14 protein-coding genes are annotated in these 18,093 nt (G+C 54.2%); 2 read left to right on the forward strand and 12 right to left on the reverse strand.

What is annotated here, in order from left to right:
* Positions 1 to 104 precede the first annotated feature (104 nt).
* Positions 105 to 1,100, forward strand: coding sequence for an ABC transporter substrate-binding protein (locus ABC395_RS21590; protein WP_413005899.1), 996 nt, complete (start codon positions 105 to 107; stop codon positions 1,098 to 1,100).
* Between the two features lie 277 nt (positions 1,101 to 1,377).
* Here the strand turns inward: ABC395_RS21590 and ABC395_RS21595 are convergent, their stop codons facing one another.
* Genes ABC395_RS21595 through efeO form a run of 3 tightly spaced genes read right to left on the reverse strand, consistent with a single transcriptional unit; the run spans position 1,378 to position 5,391 of the window.
* The gene (locus tag ABC395_RS21595) at positions 1,378 to 3,228 is read right to left on the reverse strand and encodes an FTR1 family iron permease (protein ID WP_413005900.1); all 1,851 of its coding nucleotides are present in this window, start codon (positions 3,226 to 3,228) and stop codon (positions 1,378 to 1,380) included.
* Positions 3,209 to 4,507: an iron uptake transporter deferrochelatase/peroxidase subunit gene (gene efeB / locus ABC395_RS21600; protein ID WP_413005901.1), complete on the reverse strand. Its 1,299-nt coding sequence runs from the start codon at positions 4,505 to 4,507 to the stop codon at positions 3,209 to 3,211. Before efeB ends, ABC395_RS21595 begins: the two co-directional genes overlap by 20 nt.
* The gene (gene efeO, locus ABC395_RS21605) at positions 4,504 to 5,391 is read right to left on the reverse strand and encodes an iron uptake system protein EfeO (RefSeq protein ID WP_413005902.1); all 888 of its coding nucleotides are present in this window, start codon (positions 5,389 to 5,391) and stop codon (positions 4,504 to 4,506) included. Before efeO ends, efeB begins: the two co-directional genes overlap by 4 nt.
* A 243-nt stretch (positions 5,392 to 5,634) precedes the next feature.
* On the opposite strand from efeO, the gene ABC395_RS21610 reads away from it, so the two are divergent.
* On the forward strand, positions 5,635 to 6,024 hold the full coding sequence (locus ABC395_RS21610; protein ID WP_413005903.1) for a VOC family protein: 390 nt from the start codon (positions 5,635 to 5,637) through the stop codon (positions 6,022 to 6,024).
* 159 nt (positions 6,025 to 6,183) lie between these two features.
* On the opposite strand, the gene ABC395_RS21615 is transcribed toward ABC395_RS21610, so the two are convergent.
* The 9 genes from ABC395_RS21615 to ABC395_RS21655 form a co-directional block, all read right to left on the reverse strand.
* Positions 6,184 to 7,242: an AAA family ATPase gene (locus ABC395_RS21615; protein WP_413005904.1), complete on the reverse strand. Its 1,059-nt coding sequence runs from the start codon at positions 7,240 to 7,242 to the stop codon at positions 6,184 to 6,186.
* Positions 7,239 to 7,937 carry a nicotinamide riboside transporter PnuC gene (pnuC, locus tag ABC395_RS21620; RefSeq protein WP_413005905.1) on the reverse strand — a complete coding sequence of 233 codons (699 nt, stop codon included), beginning with the start codon at positions 7,935 to 7,937 and terminating at the stop codon, positions 7,239 to 7,241. Before pnuC ends, ABC395_RS21615 begins: the two co-directional genes overlap by 4 nt.
* Before the next feature lie 66 nt (positions 7,938 to 8,003).
* Complete coding sequence (locus tag ABC395_RS21625; RefSeq protein WP_413005906.1) at positions 8,004 to 8,774, reverse strand: NUDIX domain-containing protein; 771 nt, start codon at positions 8,772 to 8,774, stop codon at positions 8,004 to 8,006.
* Between the two features lie 71 nt (positions 8,775 to 8,845).
* The gene (locus ABC395_RS21630; protein ID WP_413005907.1) at positions 8,846 to 11,188 is read right to left on the reverse strand and encodes a class I SAM-dependent methyltransferase; all 2,343 of its coding nucleotides are present in this window, start codon (positions 11,186 to 11,188) and stop codon (positions 8,846 to 8,848) included.
* 245 nt (positions 11,189 to 11,433) lie between these two features.
* Positions 11,434 to 13,005, reverse strand: a complete 1,572-nt coding sequence (gene pruA, locus ABC395_RS21635) for an L-glutamate gamma-semialdehyde dehydrogenase (RefSeq protein ID WP_413005908.1) — start codon at positions 13,003 to 13,005, stop codon at positions 11,434 to 11,436.
* Between the two features lie 44 nt (positions 13,006 to 13,049).
* The gene (locus ABC395_RS21640) at positions 13,050 to 13,964 is read right to left on the reverse strand and encodes a proline dehydrogenase family protein (RefSeq protein WP_413005909.1); all 915 of its coding nucleotides are present in this window, start codon (positions 13,962 to 13,964) and stop codon (positions 13,050 to 13,052) included.
* Between the two features lie 205 nt (positions 13,965 to 14,169).
* Positions 14,170 to 14,445 carry a helix-turn-helix domain-containing protein gene (locus ABC395_RS21645; protein ID WP_413005910.1) on the reverse strand — a complete coding sequence of 92 codons (276 nt, stop codon included), beginning with the start codon at positions 14,443 to 14,445 and terminating at the stop codon, positions 14,170 to 14,172.
* A complete protein-coding gene (locus ABC395_RS21650; protein WP_413005911.1) occupies positions 14,420 to 15,883 on the reverse strand; it encodes a sigma-54 interaction domain-containing protein in 1,464 nt (487 codons plus the stop codon). The genes ABC395_RS21645 and ABC395_RS21650 overlap by 26 nt, the downstream gene beginning before the upstream one ends.
* A gap of 200 nt (positions 15,884 to 16,083) precedes the next feature.
* The gene (locus ABC395_RS21655) at positions 16,084 to 18,087 is read right to left on the reverse strand and encodes a methyl-accepting chemotaxis protein (protein WP_413005912.1); all 2,004 of its coding nucleotides are present in this window, start codon (positions 18,085 to 18,087) and stop codon (positions 16,084 to 16,086) included.
* Between the last annotated feature and the right edge of the window lie 6 nt (positions 18,088 to 18,093).

The following is an 18,093-nucleotide window of genomic DNA, read 5'->3' on the forward strand; positions in this document are numbered from 1 at the left end:
GAGCGTGAAATGCTTTTTAATAACGATGAGAATGAGAATCATAATCAATTTAGAACATACAAACATTCTCTGTACCTACATAATCCTTGAGGGGGAACCATGAAATGAACCGTCGTAAACGGTCCTTGTCTACACTGGCTCTTTTGATTTTCACCATTTTTGCCCTTGCTGCATCCGGGTGCGGCAAAACGCAAACGGCACCCGCCGGTTCAGCGGCACCGAACACGTCGTCACCTGCGCCTGCCGCGGCGGATACCGCGCGTAAAGTAAAGCATGCGATGGGAGACACCGAGATCAAAGGCACTCCGCAGCGCGTCGTGATTCTGACCAACGAAGGAACCGAAGCTCTTCTGGAACTCGGTGTCAAACCTGTCGGCGCGGTTAAATCCGGTGTCGGCAAAACGTGGTATCCCCACATTAAAGATGCGATGCAGGGCGTCACGGAGCTTGGAGAAGAAGTCCAGCCGAATCTGGAACTGATCGTGACTCTTAAACCCGATCTCATCATCGGAAACAAAGTCAGACACGAGAAAATATACAGCCAGCTCCAGCAGATCGCCCCGACCGTTTTCGCCGAAACGTTAACCGGGCAGTGGAAACAAAACTTCAAGCTCTATGCCGAAGCCTTGAATAAAAAAGCGGAAGGTGAAAAAGCCCTCGCCGCTTACGACAAGCATGTGGCGGATGTGAAAGCGAAATTCGGCACCAAAACATCGGCCAAAGTATCCATCGTCCGCTTCCTCCCGGGAGCCGTCCGTATTTACCAGAACGATACGTTCTCCGGTATTATCCTGAAGGATTTGGGCTTCGCACGGCCAGCGGCCCAGAACAAGAACGCCTTCATGGAAGTCATTACAAAAGAACGCATGGTCGACATGGATGGGGATATCCTCTTCTACTTCAATTCCGATTACGATGATTCCAAAGGCGGCACGAAAACCCAGCAGGAATGGATGTCGGACCCGCTCTACAAAAATCTTAACGCGGCCAAAAACAACAAAGCGTTCCAAATCGATGAAATCATCTGGAATACTTCAGGCGGGATCAAAGCCGCCAACCTGTTGCTGGATGATTTGGTCAAGTACGCGGATAAGCTCTAAGCGGGAAAGGCTCCGGCCTTTTCACGATTGTGCCGTTTGATCCGCATCCGCAGGACCTGCCAAGGTCCCGCCCCGTAACTCTCCTCTATACGAGCGCCGCCTTACAGCGGCCCCGTGTACAGGGGAGTTTTTTGTCTGCCCTAAGCGGGAACCGGGTGCTTCCGCACGCTCAGCTCGCCCTCGTTTTCCGGTGCGTGCTCCCGCACTGCATAGCAGCTCCAAACGCCGAAAAAAAGAACCTTCCCCATTAAAATGGAGCAAGGTTCTTTACAGAAGGTTAGCGTTCGGTAAAAGCAGGCTCTGAAGCCGCCTTACCGGATCTTTTTCTGATCAGCCTGGCCGCTATATAGGCAAGCAGGGCCGATTGAGGGAGCAGCGTTTCCCAAGTCGGATAAATTCCAAGCCAGCCCACGGAAGGGAGGCCGGAAGCCGAGTGAGCGGGTATCACCGATGCCACCTGGAGGGAGTGAATACTTTCTCCGAGGAAGCGGAAAACGAGGTAATAAATAAGCGCGGACGCCGTCATAAAAAAGGGCCGGATCGGCATTCTGACACTCAGCCGGATAATGGCGAAACCGATACCGATCAGCAGTAGCAGCGTCACTCCGATACCGAGAAAAAGCTGAGACGGTGCAATCGAAGGCGCCATACCCGCGTAAAAGATCGTCGTTTCCGCCCCTTCCCGCAAAATAGCGAGAAGAGAGACCGCAAACAGCGACCATAAGCTTCCGCCGGCCAGAGCGCTGCCCATCTGCCGGTCAATGTAGCTGTTCCACGCTTTCACATTAGACTTGGCGTGAAGCCAGTTGCCTACGGTCAGCATAAGCACGACGGAAAGCAGCCCCGTTCCGCCTTCTATGAATTCCCGTGTACTGCCCGAGGCAGCCTGGGAAATCGTATAGGAAAGCAGGAATGCCATCGCTCCGCTCAGAAGCAGTCCGCTTCCGACGCCCGACCAGATCCATCCGCGCTTATCCCCGTTGCCGGTGCGCTTCAAATAAGCGAGCAGCGCCGAGATGACGAGAATCGCTTCGAGGCCCTCGCGCAGCAGGATAAGCCCGGCGTCTACGGCCGTGTACCGCTTCTCGCCTGTCATCGGCTGCAGTTGTTCCCGCATGGCCGTGATAACTTGCTCCGCTTTATCGCCGGCGGGCGGAACCGACAGCAGATAACGTGAAGCTTCCGTCATCTGGTTCTCGATCTGTGTGTAGACGTCCGCGGAACGGATTCTGACCTGGCCTTCGGCCGAAGGCCACTTCCGAATAAACGCCTGCATCTGCCCGGCGGCTTCCGTATGGTGCCCGGCCGCAATGTCCGAAGAAGCCTGGTCGAGAATCCCGATAAGCTCCGCAACGGACATATCGGCAGGTTCCGGGGTTTCGGATACGATTTTGCCTGCCGTATAATCGTTCACGAGCTGAATGAGAGCCGCGGTTTCCTCCGCCGCCTGCTCGGGCTGTTTGGGTTCGGCCTGCAGCGCCACGCGGATCATGCTCATCTGCGTCTCCATCCCGCTGTATACGGTAAAATTATCGCTCCGGATGGCCTGCTCGACTTTGAGCCAGCCGTTGTTCAACGTTTTGTAATCATTGTAAGCCCGGTTCAAGTCTCCCGACCGGATGCTCTCGGCAAGCTTGGTCATGACGGGAAGAAGACTTGCCGCGGTATCCTGCCCGGACTTGCCCGTTTTTGCGTCCTGCCGGCCTTCCTTCGCATACTTATTCACGGCCTTGGCAAGTTCGGACAGGGCCGCAGTTGCGGCCTTGGGGTCCTTCTCCCCGCCGGCCACCGCTTTCTTCGCATGCGCCAAGGCCGAATTGACGTCCGCCGCGGCAGCGGAGGACTTGGCGGCGTCAGCCTGCCAAAGCCGGTCGGCCTCCGCCAGATGCCCGGCCGCTTTGGCCCAGCTTCCCTGGCCGGCCTCCACGAGCGCTCCCCCTACAACGGGAAGCATAGCGTCGGCGCCGGACGCCTTGCTTTCACCGGCTGCATAAGCGGGAGTGTACCCTGCCGGGCCGGCCGTTACGCTGATCAGCAGCAGAAGCGCGGCCAGGCCGATTTTGTAAAGGCTCCGGCTTGCGGCCGAAGAAAGACGGCTTTTTTTCCGTTTAAAAAAGGGTGTCGCCAATATAACCGCCCTCCTTCACGCCGGGAAAGCAGGCAAAAACCGCACTGCCGATGTGCACGATATATTCGTTAAGCTTATCGCTCTTGCCCAGCGCCTTCTGAATGGGAACGAACTGCTTGCGCGGATCGCGCTGGTAGCAAACGAATAAAAGACCCGCATCCAACTGGCCTGTTTTGTGATCGATTCCGCTTGAATAGGAGTAAGAGCGGCGGAGAATTTTGGCGGTGCCGTCCCCACGGGCCAGTTTCATATGGGAAGTGTCCGGAATAACCGGCTTGCCGGAGGCATCCTTCTTCTCCATATCGGGCGGATCGAACTCGCCCGCCGCGCCAAGCGGGGCGCCGCTGCTCCTGTGGCGGCCGAAAGTCGCCTCCTGATCCGCCAGACTCGACCGGTCCCACACCTCGATACGCATCCGGATCCGGCGGACGACCATATAGCTCCCCCCGTGCATCCAGCCGCTTCCGTCCGAGCCGTCCGCCCACACGACCTGCTTCATCTCCCGCTCATCCTTCACATCCGGATTGCCGGTGCCGTCCTTGAAGCCCATCAGGTTGCGCGGAGTCGCCTTGGCCGGGTCCGAATAGCCCGTGCGCTGGAAACCTTCCTGCGTCCAGCGCAGAACGGCCTTGCCCCGTGCGATGCGGGCCAGATTGCGGATCGCGTGGAACGCGATCTGCATATCGTTGGCGCACACCTGCACGCACAGATCGCCCCCGCACCATTCCGGCCGCAGCTCGTCGCCGCCGAAAGCGGGAAGATCCTGGAGCGCCTCGGGCTTCTTGCCCCCGAGACCGAAGCGGCCGTCGAACAACGACGGACCCGCCCCGAAGGTAATGGTCGTCCGGGACGGCGTAAGCCCTGCCGCCTCACCCGTATCCGCGGGAGGCAGCAGCTCATTGCCGTCGTCAAGGCCGACCATTTTGCCCTGGGCCATATTAGCCGCGGCGGCCGTCCACGCCTGAAACAGCTTGCGTACCTCCGCAACGGAAGAAGCCGTCACATCAAACGCCGCAAAGCAGATAAAATCCTGCACCGGCGTAACGATCCCCGCCTGGTGGCCGCCGTAGAAAGGCACCGCGCCCTGGGGATCCGTTTCGGCCCCCGAGGCGGAAAATGCCTTTTCCGTTTTGGAAGCCTGCGCCGCAACGAGGCCGCGGACGCCGCCGGCGCCAAGCAGAAGCCCGGCGCCGCCAACTCCGGCCAGCTTCAGAATATCTCTGCGGCTGACCGGTTTATCGAAAATTCCTTTTTTCCGCTCGCTGTCGTTCCCGCTCATTTCGCAGCCGCTCCCAGAATCGTTCCCATTTGAGAAAGAGGCTCGGCCAGCGCGTCCAGCAGACGGCTCAATTTTTTCGTATCATCCTGTTTCAAATTCTCGTAAGAGACGTATCCGTCTCCTTCTTTGTAATCGGCAAGCGCTTGTTCCAGGTCTTTGAACTTAGCGCCGATCGTTTCTTCAAGCGCCGCGTCCTTGCTCTTGAGCTTAGGCTGCAGAAGGGTATAAATCTTTTTGGCTCCCTCGACATTCGCCACGAAATCATACAGGTCGGTGTGCGAATAACGCTCCTCTTCCCCCGTCACTTTGGAGGCGGAAACTTCGTTCAGAAGTTCAACCGCACCCGTTACGAGCAGAGCCGAATCCACCTCGACCGTTTCTATCAGGGCACGAAGCTGCTTCGCGTCGTTCAACAGACGGTCCGCATATTCTTCCTGGCCTTTCGTCGTGTTTTTCTGCCAGAGCGCTTGTTCGATACGGTGAAATCCGCGCCAGTCTTTCTCTTCCACGTCGTTCTCGCGGGCATCGATATTCGGGTCCAGGTCACCGAGTGCCTCGGCGATCGGTTCGATTCTTTCATAATACATCCGGGTCGGCGCGTACAGTTTCTTGGCTTCTTCAACCTTACCCGATTTAACGGCGTTCACGAACTTCTCCATCTCTTTGACGAACAGATCGGATTGTTCCGTGGCGTACGTGCGGTAAGCGTCGAGAATCGGTTTCCACGATTCGTCGCCTGCCGGAGCCGGGGAAGCCGAAGCCGCGACCGGAGCCGCTTTGGTATCCGGAGTTGCAGGAGCACCCGCTTTTTCATTGTTTTTGGAACCACATCCCGTAAAAAGCACCGTACAGGCTGCAAACAGCGCGACATAACGAATCTTCATAAAGACAACTCCTCGAGTTCTTTTGGCTGATTTAGCTGAAAACAGGATGATAAAAGCATGGTTCTCATGTCCGTTCATCACAAAATCCCAAAACGAGTATAACAACATTGAGAATCATTATCAATATCTTTTTTTGGAAAAACGAACGTTTTCTTGCAATCATTTTATTTCCGCCTAAAAAAAAATTGACAAGAACATGCGTTCCTAATTATACTTTTTTACAAGAGATTCCAGGAGGTTTTTATGCTTCATCACGTCGAAATCAATGTATCCGATTTGAACGAATCGGCGCTGTTCTGGGAATGGCTGCTGAGTCAGCTCGGATACGAGAGATTCCAGCGCTGGGACAAAGGGATCAGCTGGAAGCACGGGGACACGTATCTCGTATTTGTCCAGACCGAAGACCGTTTTCTGGACCTTCCTTACCACAGGCGGCATACCGGCTTGAATCATCTTGCCTTTCACGCGGAATCCCGGGAACAGGTGGACAAGCTGACGGAAGCGCTGACTGCAAGAGGCGTCCGTGTCTTGTACCGGGAAGAGCATCCCCATGCGGGCGGCCCGGGGCATTATGCCGTCTATTTCGAAGATCCCGACCGGATCAAGGTGGAAGTGGTTGCTCCCGGCGTTTAGAGGGGTGCCCTCACTGTTAGGCATTGCGAGCGTTTCTCACGGATTTACAAGAAGGAAAGTCTTGTCTTACCCGCGAAAAAAGAGAGCCCCGGCAGGACTCTCCCACTTCCTCTCACTTCCCCCTCTCCCTCTGCTGCTCCCTCTTCTGCTGCTGCGGATTTATACCAGCATTTCGGCGAGGCTGCGGTATTTCCGGTACCGGGCCAAGACGGCATTAACCCGGGCCGCCCGTTCCTCCAGCGTGCCCTTGAGCACAAAATAAGGGATACGGCGCATGTTCAGATCCGCCAGAATCTGTTTCTGAAACAGATTCCTCTGAGCGTCGCCCGACCGGTCCCACGTGTCATCGTAAGGGATGTCGATGTCGCATACGAACACTAAATCGTAGCGTGCCGCGGCAGCCTCCGCCAATTCGTGAAGCCGCGGCAGCGCCTCGCCGTGATAATACATCGAGAACCGCAGCGTTGTGCGGGCGTCGGTATCAACGAATACAACCTTGTCGGCTTCTTCCGTCAGCCTCTCCTCCCTCTGCACGTGGCCCTCGGCGATTTCCAGGAGCTGTTCCTTCGACAAACGGCGGCCGATCTGGTGCTCCGCCCAATATTCTCTTCCGTATTCAGGCATCCAGCTCGTTCCGTGAAGATCCGCCAAGTAACTGGCAAGCGTCGTTTTTCCGGTGGAAGGGGCTCCTAGGAACACAACCTTCGTGATCAAGTCCCGATAGACGACAGGATCTACATATCCGCGCCGGCCGTACGGATCGTGACGGACCCGGGTACCGGAGACCGGAACCTTCAGACGACCGGGATCTACCTGCCTGTTCTGCGCCCCCAGCGCCGCGCTTACATGCTCTCCGTATCTTTCGCTCGAATAGAAGCGGGTAATCTTCTTTCCGCCAAGCATGGCGAGAATGTGTTCTTCGTGCATTTTCTGAATTTCGGGTGTATATCCGTTTTCCGCCGGTCCGTCCCAGGCTTCGATCACTTCTACGCCGGGATACAGCTTTCGTATCCACCCCGCCCTTACGGGGAGCGGAACATCCGTGACTTCCGGGCTGTCATAGATGAGCACGATCACTTCGTCGTTTTCCTCTATCGCCGTCTCGATCATCAATTGATGCCCTTTATGAAGCGGTGCGAATTTGCCCAGAGTAAGGCCCGTGGTTACTGGTCCCTTTTTCAATTCCGTATCGTGTGTGTTCCTCTTTTCCGTCTTCATTTCCATGTACCTCCCTCCGTGTTATGAGGATCTCCCGCAGGTTCCTGCGTGAGCCGAAGTCCGTTCTGTCCCGCTGCGGCATAGTTTCTTCTCCACGTAATCAGTCCGGATATCGCGATGCCCAGGTAGATCAAATACAAGAACGCGATCGCATCCAGCCCCTTATAGGCGTACATGCCGATCGACAGCACATCCACCGCTATCCAGACCGTCCAGTTTTCCAGAATCTTAGCGGATAAAAGCAGTTGGGCAATGATGCTGAGTGTAGCGATAAACGCATCAGCATAAGGGATGGAAGCGTCGGTATACGTGTGCAGAACATATCCCCAGCCTGCCGTCGCGCCGACCAGAAACAAAATTAGAGGAAGGATCAGCCACGGCACTATTTTCTTCGTGGGACGCACTTCCGCGCCTCCCCTTTTTGTCAGCCAGACGATCCAGCCGTATATGCTCAGCAGGAAAAAGAAAACTTGAAGCGCCATATCCGCGTAGAGCTTTACTTCCCAGAACATATAGAAAAAACAGGCCACATTAATCAGGGAAATCGGCCACGACCATATATTTTCCCTGGCCGTCAGCCAGACGCAAAGCAGTCCTGTCGTAGTAGCTGCGATTTCCAGCGCCGACGATGATGTCAACCATGCGACCGTCAGCATAGCGGCCAGCAGCACGAGCATAGTTCCCGTCTTCTTCATTTCAATCCCTCCAAATAATTATTTTAATAATATTAAATAGACAATATCAAAACTTAAAAGAAAAGCCTAGCTGTACAAGGACAGCTGAGGCACATCACCGGTAAACCGGTAAAGCTGGGCCGCACGCTGGGAGTAGCGGTTAGAGAACTTGAGCTCACCCCGTGAATCCCTCACTTCCTCTATAATGCCTTTGCGGCTTTGAGTGGAAGTAATTTTCCGGATAAAATTTTTCTCCTCAAACTCCGGCACCAGCGTCCGGATAACCTGATACAATTCGCTGATCGTGAATTCATCGGGCAGAAATTCCTTGGCGATAATCGTTGTCAGCATCTGCCTGCGAACCTGATCCAAGGCATCCTGGAGAATCTGCTTGTGATCGAAAGCCAGCTCCATCTCCAGCGCCTCTTCCACGGAAAAAAGCTTAACGTCGGCTGCATCGTCCGCCGCCTGCCTGCCGGCCAAGTACTGTTCATGCACCAGCGCGAAAAAAGCATGCGAGATGATCCAACCCCGCGGATCACGGCCGGGCGTGCTGTACACATTGAAGTATTGAATGTGCACCTCCCCGACTCCTGTTTCCTCCTGCAGCTCACGTTTTGCGCAATCGTAGACCGTCTCCGTCTCCTTGCAGAAGCCGCCGGGAAGCGCCCACTGGCCGGCGAAAGGCCAGCCTTTGCGCTGGATAAGCAGAACCTGCAGCTCCCGGTGAGGGAGAGATTTTTTGATCGTGCCGCGTTCGGTCGAAGTGATCGTAAAAATCACGATATCCGCGGGAGCTCCGTCCGGGGTTCTGTATTTGTCCGCTGAGTAGTTCCGGGCTTCGGAATTCGGGTCCATGTTTTCACCTGCCGTTTCCTAGAGAAAATAATATATTATCAATTTGATATTATCATTATGACATATTAAAACTAATTGTCAAGATGGGTTTCTCCTCTTTTTTCTATAACAATGAGACAAGTGCTGTCCGGAAGGGGAACCGGATCGCCGGTCTCGTCCATGAAAACGACTTTGTCCGCAAGCGCGTCCGTGTAACCTTCCTGCAGGAAGTGCCGGAACTCCATAATAACGGCTTCCGGGCCCAGCACCTTTCCGATAAAATCGGCATAGTCAGAGGGCGTAAAATAACCGAACTGCTCCTGCACTTCGTGAACGTAGGCTTCCTCTCCCCATGTATACGTATAGAGAAATTCCATCGCATCATTCACCGGCATTACCGCATCGCCATCTGCCGTATACTCGACTTGTATCCGTCTGCCGGCAAAATCGCCCGCATACCGCTCCAGCCATTCCTTGTCTTCTCGGGCCAGAAACCGGATGCGCCGTTTTGTTTCTACGGGTTCCGTCATGATACCGTCACGGATAATGATTCTCCCTCCCACGGCCAGGACGTCGTAAGCACTGCGCAGAGCGGCTGCAATCGTATCCCGGTTGAACTTGGACCCGTTCCATTCGATATAAGAATACAATTCATGCAGGATGGAGGAGAAAATGACGGTTCCGACGGTTCCCGGATGCACATAATCTTTCAGGTTGAGCGCGTCGCCTTTCAGAACCTCCCAGCGGTGTCCTTCCAACTGCTTTTTGCGGTTTAACGCCTCAATGACATTGGTGGAAATGTCAATCCCGACCGGCTGTTTATCCGGCAGCCTTTGCTCGATCAGGTCCAGCATAACTCCGCCGCCCGGCCCGATATCGAGCACTTTTTCCCCCGTTATAAATTCCAGCATCACGCTCTTGTAGTCTGCGGTCCGGTTCATCGTCTCCAGATATTCGTCCTCGTTATGAAACCGGTCGTACGCGTCGCGTCGCAGCTCGAAAAGATCGAACAAAAGCAATACCGCTTTCTCGTAGAGCGGAGACTTTTCCGCTTCCATACAAAATTCAATTAGTTTTTCGGCGGCGGCCGAAAATTCGAAGGTGAAGAAGACCGTGTCCGCAGACGAAGGGCTGCGTTCCACCTTATAAGCCAGGTGGGGATTTACAGGCGCCCGATTGGTTCCAATATGTTCAAAGGCAAACTCCCGCAGAAACTTCTCGATGATACGCTTCTTGTAAACATTGATTTTCTTTACGCCTTTGTAATCGTAATACATGGCGTTCATCAGCTTCTCGAAGCTGATATGGTGGACCGGCTCCTCCGGCATGGCGGTAGTTGTTGTTCTCGTCTGCAATGCGAGCATAAAGATCTTCACAACTTCCTCCAGGCTGAAGTCCTGAAGCGCGGATTCCACATACCACAGTGTTTTCCCGGCCAGCGGTTGCAGCGCTTTTTCGAGGATGTGTTCGGTGTGCCGGGCAGTCTCCGCAGCATGCCCGGTCTGCCCGTTCACGGCTTGTCCACTCTTCGCAGCATGCCCGGTCTGCCCGTTCACGGCTTGTCCAGTCTCCGCAGCATGCCCGGTCTGTCCGGTCTGTCCAATCCCAGCGTCAAGCACTACACCGCTCAATACGTCCAGGTTCCGGGATTCCCCTTCTCCCGGTGTTTCCCTCCGGGCGAGTTCAGCCGCTTCCAGCGCTTCCGCTACCCGCTCGTATTCGGCTTCGAAGTTCTCCCCCTGCCGGATGGAGCCGCTTCTCAGTTTACGCAGCCGTTCACGGACCGACCATTCTCCAGGGCGCTGTCCCTTTGAGATATGCCCGGCCAGCTCCTCCACATCGCTGTGCACCGTGTTCCACAATTCGGGCGAAACGGCGCCGATGACACAATGATTTAAAGGAAGCAGAAGACTTTGGAGCTCTTCCGGAGTCAGAAGCCCTTCCTTGACGATTTCCGTCAAAGGTTCGTTTCCTTCGAACGGAACTTCACCCCGTATGTACTGGCCGATCAAGCCGTGCGTTTCGATCAGGGTACGGATTACGCGAAGCTTATCCGCCTCCGTCTCACCCATTTCGTTAAGACGGTCAAAGAGCTGCGCAGACCCGATATTATGTACGAACAAATTGATCCCGTCAGCCTGCCACTGCATCCGCTGTCGGACCGTTCCGCCCTTGGCCGTTTCGGACCAGACGAGCACGGTTTCCAAAATTTCTTTTACCCAAAAAGAAAGCCCGATCCCGTCCAGAATGCGCAGCGTTCTTTCCACATAATCGAGTACCGGGTTGGCTTCGGCCAGCTCATGAATGGAACGGATTCGTTCCAGATTGACGATCCGCTCTTCCGCCGAAACGAGAAGCCGGAGCCACGTATACGCAGAAACCGAAGTTTCTTCACCCCGGCGGTATGCTTCGATAGCTTTTAGTGAATTAAGCATAAATAAGGTCCTCTCTTCCTGCAAAAACATAATAGGCGTTACAGCAATCATATGATGTTTAACCCAAAGGGGAAAGATTTAATTCACCTCATGAATAACAAAAAGACGGAAAGGAACTTTCGTTCCTTTCCGCCCTGTATCTTTAAAGCAGCTTGCTATGGAAGAGCACTTACACTCTTCGCGATTCGGCTGAACCGGATCGTTGGACGTAAATCTTCCGCTTCCATAAGCTTTTCCAAGCAGTCTTACAGTTTTCTGGAAGTCAGTTTAGCCTGTGTGAACAGAAGCAGATAGTCGTAGCCGCCCGCTTTGGAATCCGTGCCGGACATATTGAAGCCTCCGAAAGGATGTACGCCGACCAGCGCACCCGTACATTTGCGGTTGATGTAAAGATTGCCGCAGTGCATATCTTGCAGTGCCGTCTCGATACGGCTTTCGTCTTTGGAGAAGAAAGCGCCGGTCAAGCCGAATTCGGTATCGTTGTACATGGCAATCGCTTCTTTCCAGTCTTTCGCTTTCGCGATGGCCAGAACGGGACCGAAAATTTCCTCCTGCATGATGCGCGCCTTCCCGTCCACATCGGCAAACACCGTCGGCTGGATATAATAGCCGTTTCCTTCGGCTTTGCCGCCGCCCGTAACGAGACGGCCTTCTTTTTTGCCGATTTCAATATATTCGAGAATTTTATTGTACGAGTTCTCGTCGATTACGGGACCTGCGGCGTAGTTGTCATCCTGGACACCGATCTCCAGCTTCTTGGTCAGCTCCGCAACCTTCTCCACGATCTCGTCGTAGACGGATTCCACAATAACGGCACGGGAACCGGCCGAGCATTTCTGGCCTTGGAAGCCGAAAGCCGAAGCGGTAATGGCTGCGGCAGCCGCATCTAAATCGGCGGTTTCATCGACGACGATTCCGTCCTTGCCGCCCATTTCGGCGATAACGCGCTTGATCCAGATCTGACCCTCCGCCGTTTCGGCGGCAAGACGGTTGATGCGGAGACCGATTTCCTTGGAACCGGTAAAGCTGACGAAACGGGTTTTCGGATGCGTCGTCAAGTAGTCGCCGACTTCGGCGCCGCTGCCCGGAATGTAATTGATTACGCCGGCAGGCAGGCCGACTTCTTCCATAAGAGCCACGAACTTGTGGGCGATGACGGGAGTAGTGGATGCCGGCTTCACAAGCACCGTGTTCCCCGACACGACAGCCGCCGTAGCCATACCGGCGCAAATCGCCAGCGGGAAGTTCCACGGTGGAATCACCACGCCGACTCCCAGCGGGATGTACGTCACGCGATTATCTTCACCGTCGAGCTTCGTGAGCGGCTGATGCGTGTTCGTCTCGCTCAGACGGATCGCTTCTCTCGCGTAAAATTCCATAAAATCGATCGCTTCCGCCGTATCGGCATCCGCTTCCGCCCAGTTCTTTCCGGACTCCAGGATCATCCAGGCCGAAAATTCATGTTTGCGCTGGCGCATCAATTCCGCCGCTTTCAGCAAATACTCGGCGCGTTCGCGGGCAGGTACTCTTTTCCACGTTTCAAAGGTAGTCAAAGCCGTCTGCATAGCGCGCTCGGCGAGCTCCTGGGTGGCTTTGCTGACACGGCCGATTACCTGGTCGATGTTTCCGGGATTGATCGAGACAATTTTGTCCTCGGTCGTTACTTTATCCGCGCCGATGTGAAGAGGGTACTCCCGGCCAAGTTCCTGCTTAACTTTAGCCAGTGCTTCCCGCATCGCTTTTTTGTTATCCTCTTGCGTGAAATCCGTAAACGGCTCGTTTTTGAATGGGGCAATTGTCGTTTGGTTCGTAGACATAGTAGGCACCTCTTCCTAAGGAATAATGTAGGTTATCTAAAAAATTATTTAAAAAAGTTTTTCAACACAAACCAGACGTTGGCCGGGCGCTCGGCAAGCCGCCTCATAAAGTACCCGAACCAGTCGATTCCGTAAGGCACGTAAGCGCGTACCCGGTATCCTTCCGCAACCAGCTGCTTCTGGAGATCCTCGCGGATTCCGTAAAGCATCTGAAACTCGAATCGATCCCCCGAAATCTTCATATCGCGGATAAAAGCTTTCATTTCATTAATGACCGCTTCGTCGTGGCTGGCGATAGCGGCATAATTGCCGTTTAACAAGTGCTGTTTAATGATCTTTTTATAATTGTCGTCGACGTCTTTCTTCTCGGGAAAAGCAACCTTCGGCGATTCCTTGTAGGCGCCTTTGACCAGACGCAGATTCGCGCGAATGCTGTTCAGATCGCGGATATCCTGCTCGGAGCGGTACAAGTAGGCTTGGATGACGGTACCGACGTTATCGTATTCGTCGCGCAGCTCGTGCAGAATATCGAGCGTGATCTGGCAGTGCTCGTAATCCTCCATATCGATGCGGACGAAATTCCCGTGCTTCTTGGCGCAGTCCAGAATCCGGCGCATGTTCTGCAGACACAGATCCTTGCTGATATCCAGCCCCAGCGATGTCATTTTAAGCGAAAGATTCGAGTTGACACCGGACGCTGCAATCGCTTCCAAAGTCCTGATACACATCTCGGCCGATTCGTTGGCCTCTTCCTCGCTGAATACAAACTCGCCCAAATGATCCAGCGTGGCCAGACGGCCGTCGCTGTTCAATCCGCGGACAGCTTCAATCGCCTGTTGAATGGATTCTCCCGCTACGAACCGGGCGGCGCCAAACCGGAGGCCGAACCTTTTGGCCATTTTGTTTGCCGAATGGCTTTTGCCCAGCGCTTGGAACATATTTCTCATGATGGCTTCCATAAAGATGCCTCCATATTCCAAATTATAGAATAATGTGTTCACATAAATGAACACATATGTTTAATATATGTCCAATAATACAATAATGTTCATCACTTGTATACACTTTCTTCTAATTTCAGCCAACAAAAAAACACCTCTGAACAGTTTTCTGTCCTGAGGTGCTTAAAACAAGATACATGTGTCCGTATTCCGGTAACTGCCGCTACTCCGTCTGAATATCGTATTCTCTCATTTTCTTATAGAGAGTTCCCCGGGAAATACCTAGCAGCTTGGCGGCCGCGCTTTTGTTGCCGTACGCCCTGCGCAGAGCTTCTTCGATCAGATGATCCTCCTGCTGAAAAGAGGAATGAGGCTTCCCCGCACCCGTTTCCTCTCTTTCCGGGAAATTCCCGGCATGCTGCATTTTGGAGGAAAGACCCGGCGGCAGGTGGATGCCCGTAATCGTATCCCCCTCACAAAGGATGACCGCGCGCTCCATGACATTCCGCAGTCTCCCGGATATTGCCGGGCCAGTCATGGTTCATAAGTACGTTCAGCACGTCCGGATCGATCCTGGGAACAGGCTTGTGATAGTGCTCGGTAAATTCCCGGATAAAAGCCTGCACCAGCTCCGGGATATCTTCTCTCCGTTCGCGCAGAGGCGGGATTTCGATGCTCATCACATTGAGCTGATAAAACAAATCTTCCAGAAAAAGCCCCTGCTCCATAAGCGGCTGCAGCGAAGTATGCGTCGTGGCGATAATCCGCGCATCCGTACGGATGCTCTCTTCCCCGCCTGAGCGATGGAAGGACTTGTCTCTTAAGTACTGGGAAAGCTTGAGCTGGATATCCAGAGGCATTTCCCCTACTTCCTCCAGAAAAAGAGTGCCGCCGTCGGCAAGCTCCAGCTTCCCTTCCTTGCCGTGATCTTCCCCGCTTGTAAAAGCGCCTCCCTGGTAGCCGAAAAGCTCCGTTTCCAGCAGACCGCCCGGAATGGCTCCACAGTGCAGAGAGACGAAAGCGGCGTCTTTGCGTTCGCTGCTGTAGTGTATGGCCTGGGCGAGCATCTCCTTGCCCGAGCCGGGTTCCCCGACAAGCAGCACCGGGGTGCTGAAACGGGCGAATTTACGGGCGACCTCCAGGGAACGCTTGATGTCGTGGCCCATTCCGATAATGGACGAGAAGGGTTTGTCCTGCTCGATCCGCAGCGGTATGGCCGAATACAACTCTTCGTTCAAACGAACGATCCTCGTAATATCCTGCTCCGTGGCTATTCCGCCGATAATCTGATTATTTTCCACAATCGGGGAAGCGCTGATCAGGACATGAGTGTCCGGAGCCGGCTGATGATAGACTTGGCGGATCGTACGGCCCTCGTCTAATATTTGATGAAGCATGATCGATTCTTTCTCAAAATGCTCGCCGATCGTCCGGCCGATAATGTCCTGCTTGCCGATCCCGTATACTTGTTCCGCCGTCCGGTTCCAGTAAATCACGCGGCCTTCCCGGTCCACGGCCGTCACCGCGTCGTTAACGGTTTCCACAAGGGTGTCCAAATAAGACACCAACTGCCTTTTCTCCTGCTGCAAACAATTCATCATCGCTTCGGCCGTAACGATGCCGAGCTTTTCCGAATCATCACCGAGAACCAGAACAGGCTTCTGCCAATCGGTTTGAAGCCCGCCCAGCCTGGACATCGGCAGAACGGCCGAGCAGGGCCAGCCTGTACGGCGGACCCACTCCTCTATAGTCATATCCGGATGAAACACATCCAGAAATTTGGCTTCCTGATAGGAAATAATATAAGCTGCGCCGGGGGCCGTGTCCACGATCACAAAACGGACCTGTTCCAGCAGAGCCTTGGCTTGCGATACCGGACAATCCCCTTCCAAAGTAAGGAAAGAGGTATCCGGTTCAAGGTGTTCAAGACCGAACATGAATGTGTGTCCTCTCGTTAATAATCTCTATATAAAATTAACACAGTTACATAACCAAATCCATCTGGTCGGGTTAATTTGGCGCGTCAATCCGAGGCGCGCTGCGCCGCCGGTCAGCAGCCGGTCTCACCGCACGGTCTCACCGCATAAGGAAAAGACCCGCTTCTCCGGAGAGAAAGCAGGTCTCATTCTAAATACGGTCAAATTTTGAATTTGGAGAGGCTCTCCTGCAAATTCTGAGCCATCCGGCTCAAAGACTCGCTTGCGGAGGAAACTTCCTCCATAGAAGCAAGCTGCTGTTCGGATGCCGCCGAAATCATCTGGGCATTGTCGGCCGCCCCTTGAGAGATTTGCAGCATTTCCATCATAGATGCGCTCACTTCCTCGGAGCCTGCGGACATTTGCTCCGTTGCCGCGGAAACCTCACGGATCTGATCCGATACGTTCTGAACGGCCGTGTAAATATCCTGGAAGACAATCCCGGCAATATGGATAATTTCCGCACCTTTGCCGACTTCCGCGACGCCCCGGTCCATCGTCGTGATGGCATTATCCGTGGACGTGCGAATGTGCGCGATCAGCTCCGTAATATGCGCGGCCGATTTAGCGGACTGCTCCGCGAGCTTCTTCACTTCGCCCGCGACGACCGCAAAGCCCCGCCCATGCTCGCCCGCTCTGGCCGCCTCGATAGAGGCATTGAGCGAAAGCATCTGGGTCTGGCTCGCGATTTGCGTGATCGCCTCGACGATGTCGCCGATTTGCCGCGAATGCTCGCCGAGCGTCTTAAGCTCTCCGGAAGTCGCGGTTACGGAATCGCGGATAGAATCCATCTGACGGACGGCCATTTGGATAGCGTTGTTTCCCTGCTTCGCTTCGGCGGCTGTCCGGTTGGTCGTATCGGCAACCGTCGACGAAGACTCCGCAATCCGCTGGATGCCTCCGGCCATCTCCTCCATCGCCTGCGAACTTTGCTCGGCGCTCTGCACCTGCGTTTCCGAGCCCCGGACGATTTCTTCGATCGACTGGCCCACGTGCTTGGATGCTTCGACCGATTCGGCCGACGAAGCCGTCAGCTCTTCCGAAGAAGCGGCAACCTGCTCCGCCATGAGGCTCACGTCCCCGATGATCGCACTCACCGATTCGAGCATCTTGTTCGTATTTTGAGCGATATCTCCGATTTCGTCTTTCGAAGTTACCTTCAAGCGGGGAGTCAGATCTCCTCCGGCAACTTTCTTCAACACTTCCGAAAGATGCAGCATAGGCGCAACGGCCACCCTGCCGATCTGCCAGGATATGAGCAGAACCAGGATGCACACGATCAGAATGATGAGGGTAGTCGTCCGGACAAACTTCTGGAGTGTCTCCAGAACCTCGACGTCATTGGTCAGGACAATCATCTTCCAGCCGGTGGCCGATACGGTATGATAGGAAGCCGTGCGGGCTATGTTTTCGACCGACTTGTACTCGACTTCCCCGTCATTTTGCACCAGTACCTGTTCTTTGAACTTCTTCAGCTCGGTCGGCTGCATGACCTCATCAAGCTTCTTCCCGATCCGTTCTTTTTCCGGATGAGTCAAATACGTCCCATTACCCGAGATCAGGTAACCGAAGCCGCTCTCACCCACCTTGACTCCTGCTATGAGCTTTTGAAGAATGTCCGGGTTAATGACCGCATGAATGGCGCCGAGGAACTCGCCTCCCTCCACGATCGGCACGGCGATGACGATAACCGGTTTTCCCGTTTTGGAATTGATCAGCATGTCGCTGACGACCGTTTTTTTGGTCTCGGCCATTTTTTTGAAATAATCGCGTTCCCCGACTTTCGATACGAGGCCCGCGGTGTTTGTACTGGTACCATCCTTCTCCACGTAGGCGTAGTACTCGAATTCTTTGTCGATTTCCCCTACCGTCTTGAGCACGCTCAAAATTTGGGTCTTTTCCCCTTTAGCCATCTCGGGATGCTTCTGTATCATCTCTTCGACCAGCGATATTCGCTGGCGCACCCAGTAATCTACGCTATCGGCATTGGACTTCGCCAGGTTTTTCATGTTGTAGGCAATCTCGTTCTCCGTGTTGGTTTTCGCCATATTCAGAAGAACGACGGATGTCACGACCAGCGGCACAAGCGAAAGCAGCAGAAAAGCGGCGATCAGCTTTGTTTTCAGGGAATTTTTCGGCTTCATTTTCTTCCACACCTGATTCATCTGCTT

The sequence above is a fragment of the Paenibacillus canaveralius genome (assembly GCF_047238265.1).
Lineage (GTDB): Bacteria > Bacillota > Bacilli > Paenibacillales > NBRC-103111 > Paenibacillus_F.

Coding starts and splice junctions, on each gene's coding strand:
- ABC395_RS21645 (WP_413005910.1), bottom strand. CDS start 14,445: ATGGAGCGCGCGGTCATCCTTTGTGAGGGGGATACGATTACGGGCATC.
- ABC395_RS21625 (WP_413005906.1), bottom strand. CDS start 8,774: ATGGACCCGAATTCCGAAGCCCGGAACTACTCAGCGGACAAATACAGA.
- efeO (WP_413005902.1), bottom strand. CDS start 5,391: ATGAAGATTCGTTATGTCGCGCTGTTTGCAGCCTGTACGGTGCTTTTT.
- ABC395_RS21630 (WP_413005907.1), bottom strand. CDS start 11,188: ATGCTTAATTCACTAAAAGCTATCGAAGCATACCGCCGGGGTGAAGAA.
- ABC395_RS21590 (WP_413005899.1), top strand. CDS start 105: ATGAACCGTCGTAAACGGTCCTTGTCTACACTGGCTCTTTTGATTTTC.
- ABC395_RS21640 (WP_413005909.1), bottom strand. CDS start 13,964: ATGGAAGCCATCATGAGAAATATGTTCCAAGCGCTGGGCAAAAGCCAT.
- ABC395_RS21650 (WP_413005911.1), bottom strand. CDS start 15,883: ATGTTCGGTCTTGAACACCTTGAACCGGATACCTCTTTCCTTACTTTG.
- ABC395_RS21615 (WP_413005904.1), bottom strand. CDS start 7,242: ATGAAGACGGAAAAGAGGAACACACACGATACGGAATTGAAAAAGGGA.
- efeB (WP_413005901.1), bottom strand. CDS start 4,507: ATGAGCGGGAACGACAGCGAGCGGAAAAAAGGAATTTTCGATAAACCG.
- pruA (WP_413005908.1), bottom strand. CDS start 13,005: ATGTCTACGAACCAAACGACAATTGCCCCATTCAAAAACGAGCCGTTT.
- ABC395_RS21655 (WP_413005912.1), bottom strand. CDS start 18,087: ATGAATCAGGTGTGGAAGAAAATGAAGCCGAAAAATTCCCTGAAAACA.
- pnuC (WP_413005905.1), bottom strand. CDS start 7,937: ATGAAGAAGACGGGAACTATGCTCGTGCTGCTGGCCGCTATGCTGACG.
- ABC395_RS21610 (WP_413005903.1), top strand. CDS start 5,635: ATGCTTCATCACGTCGAAATCAATGTATCCGATTTGAACGAATCGGCG.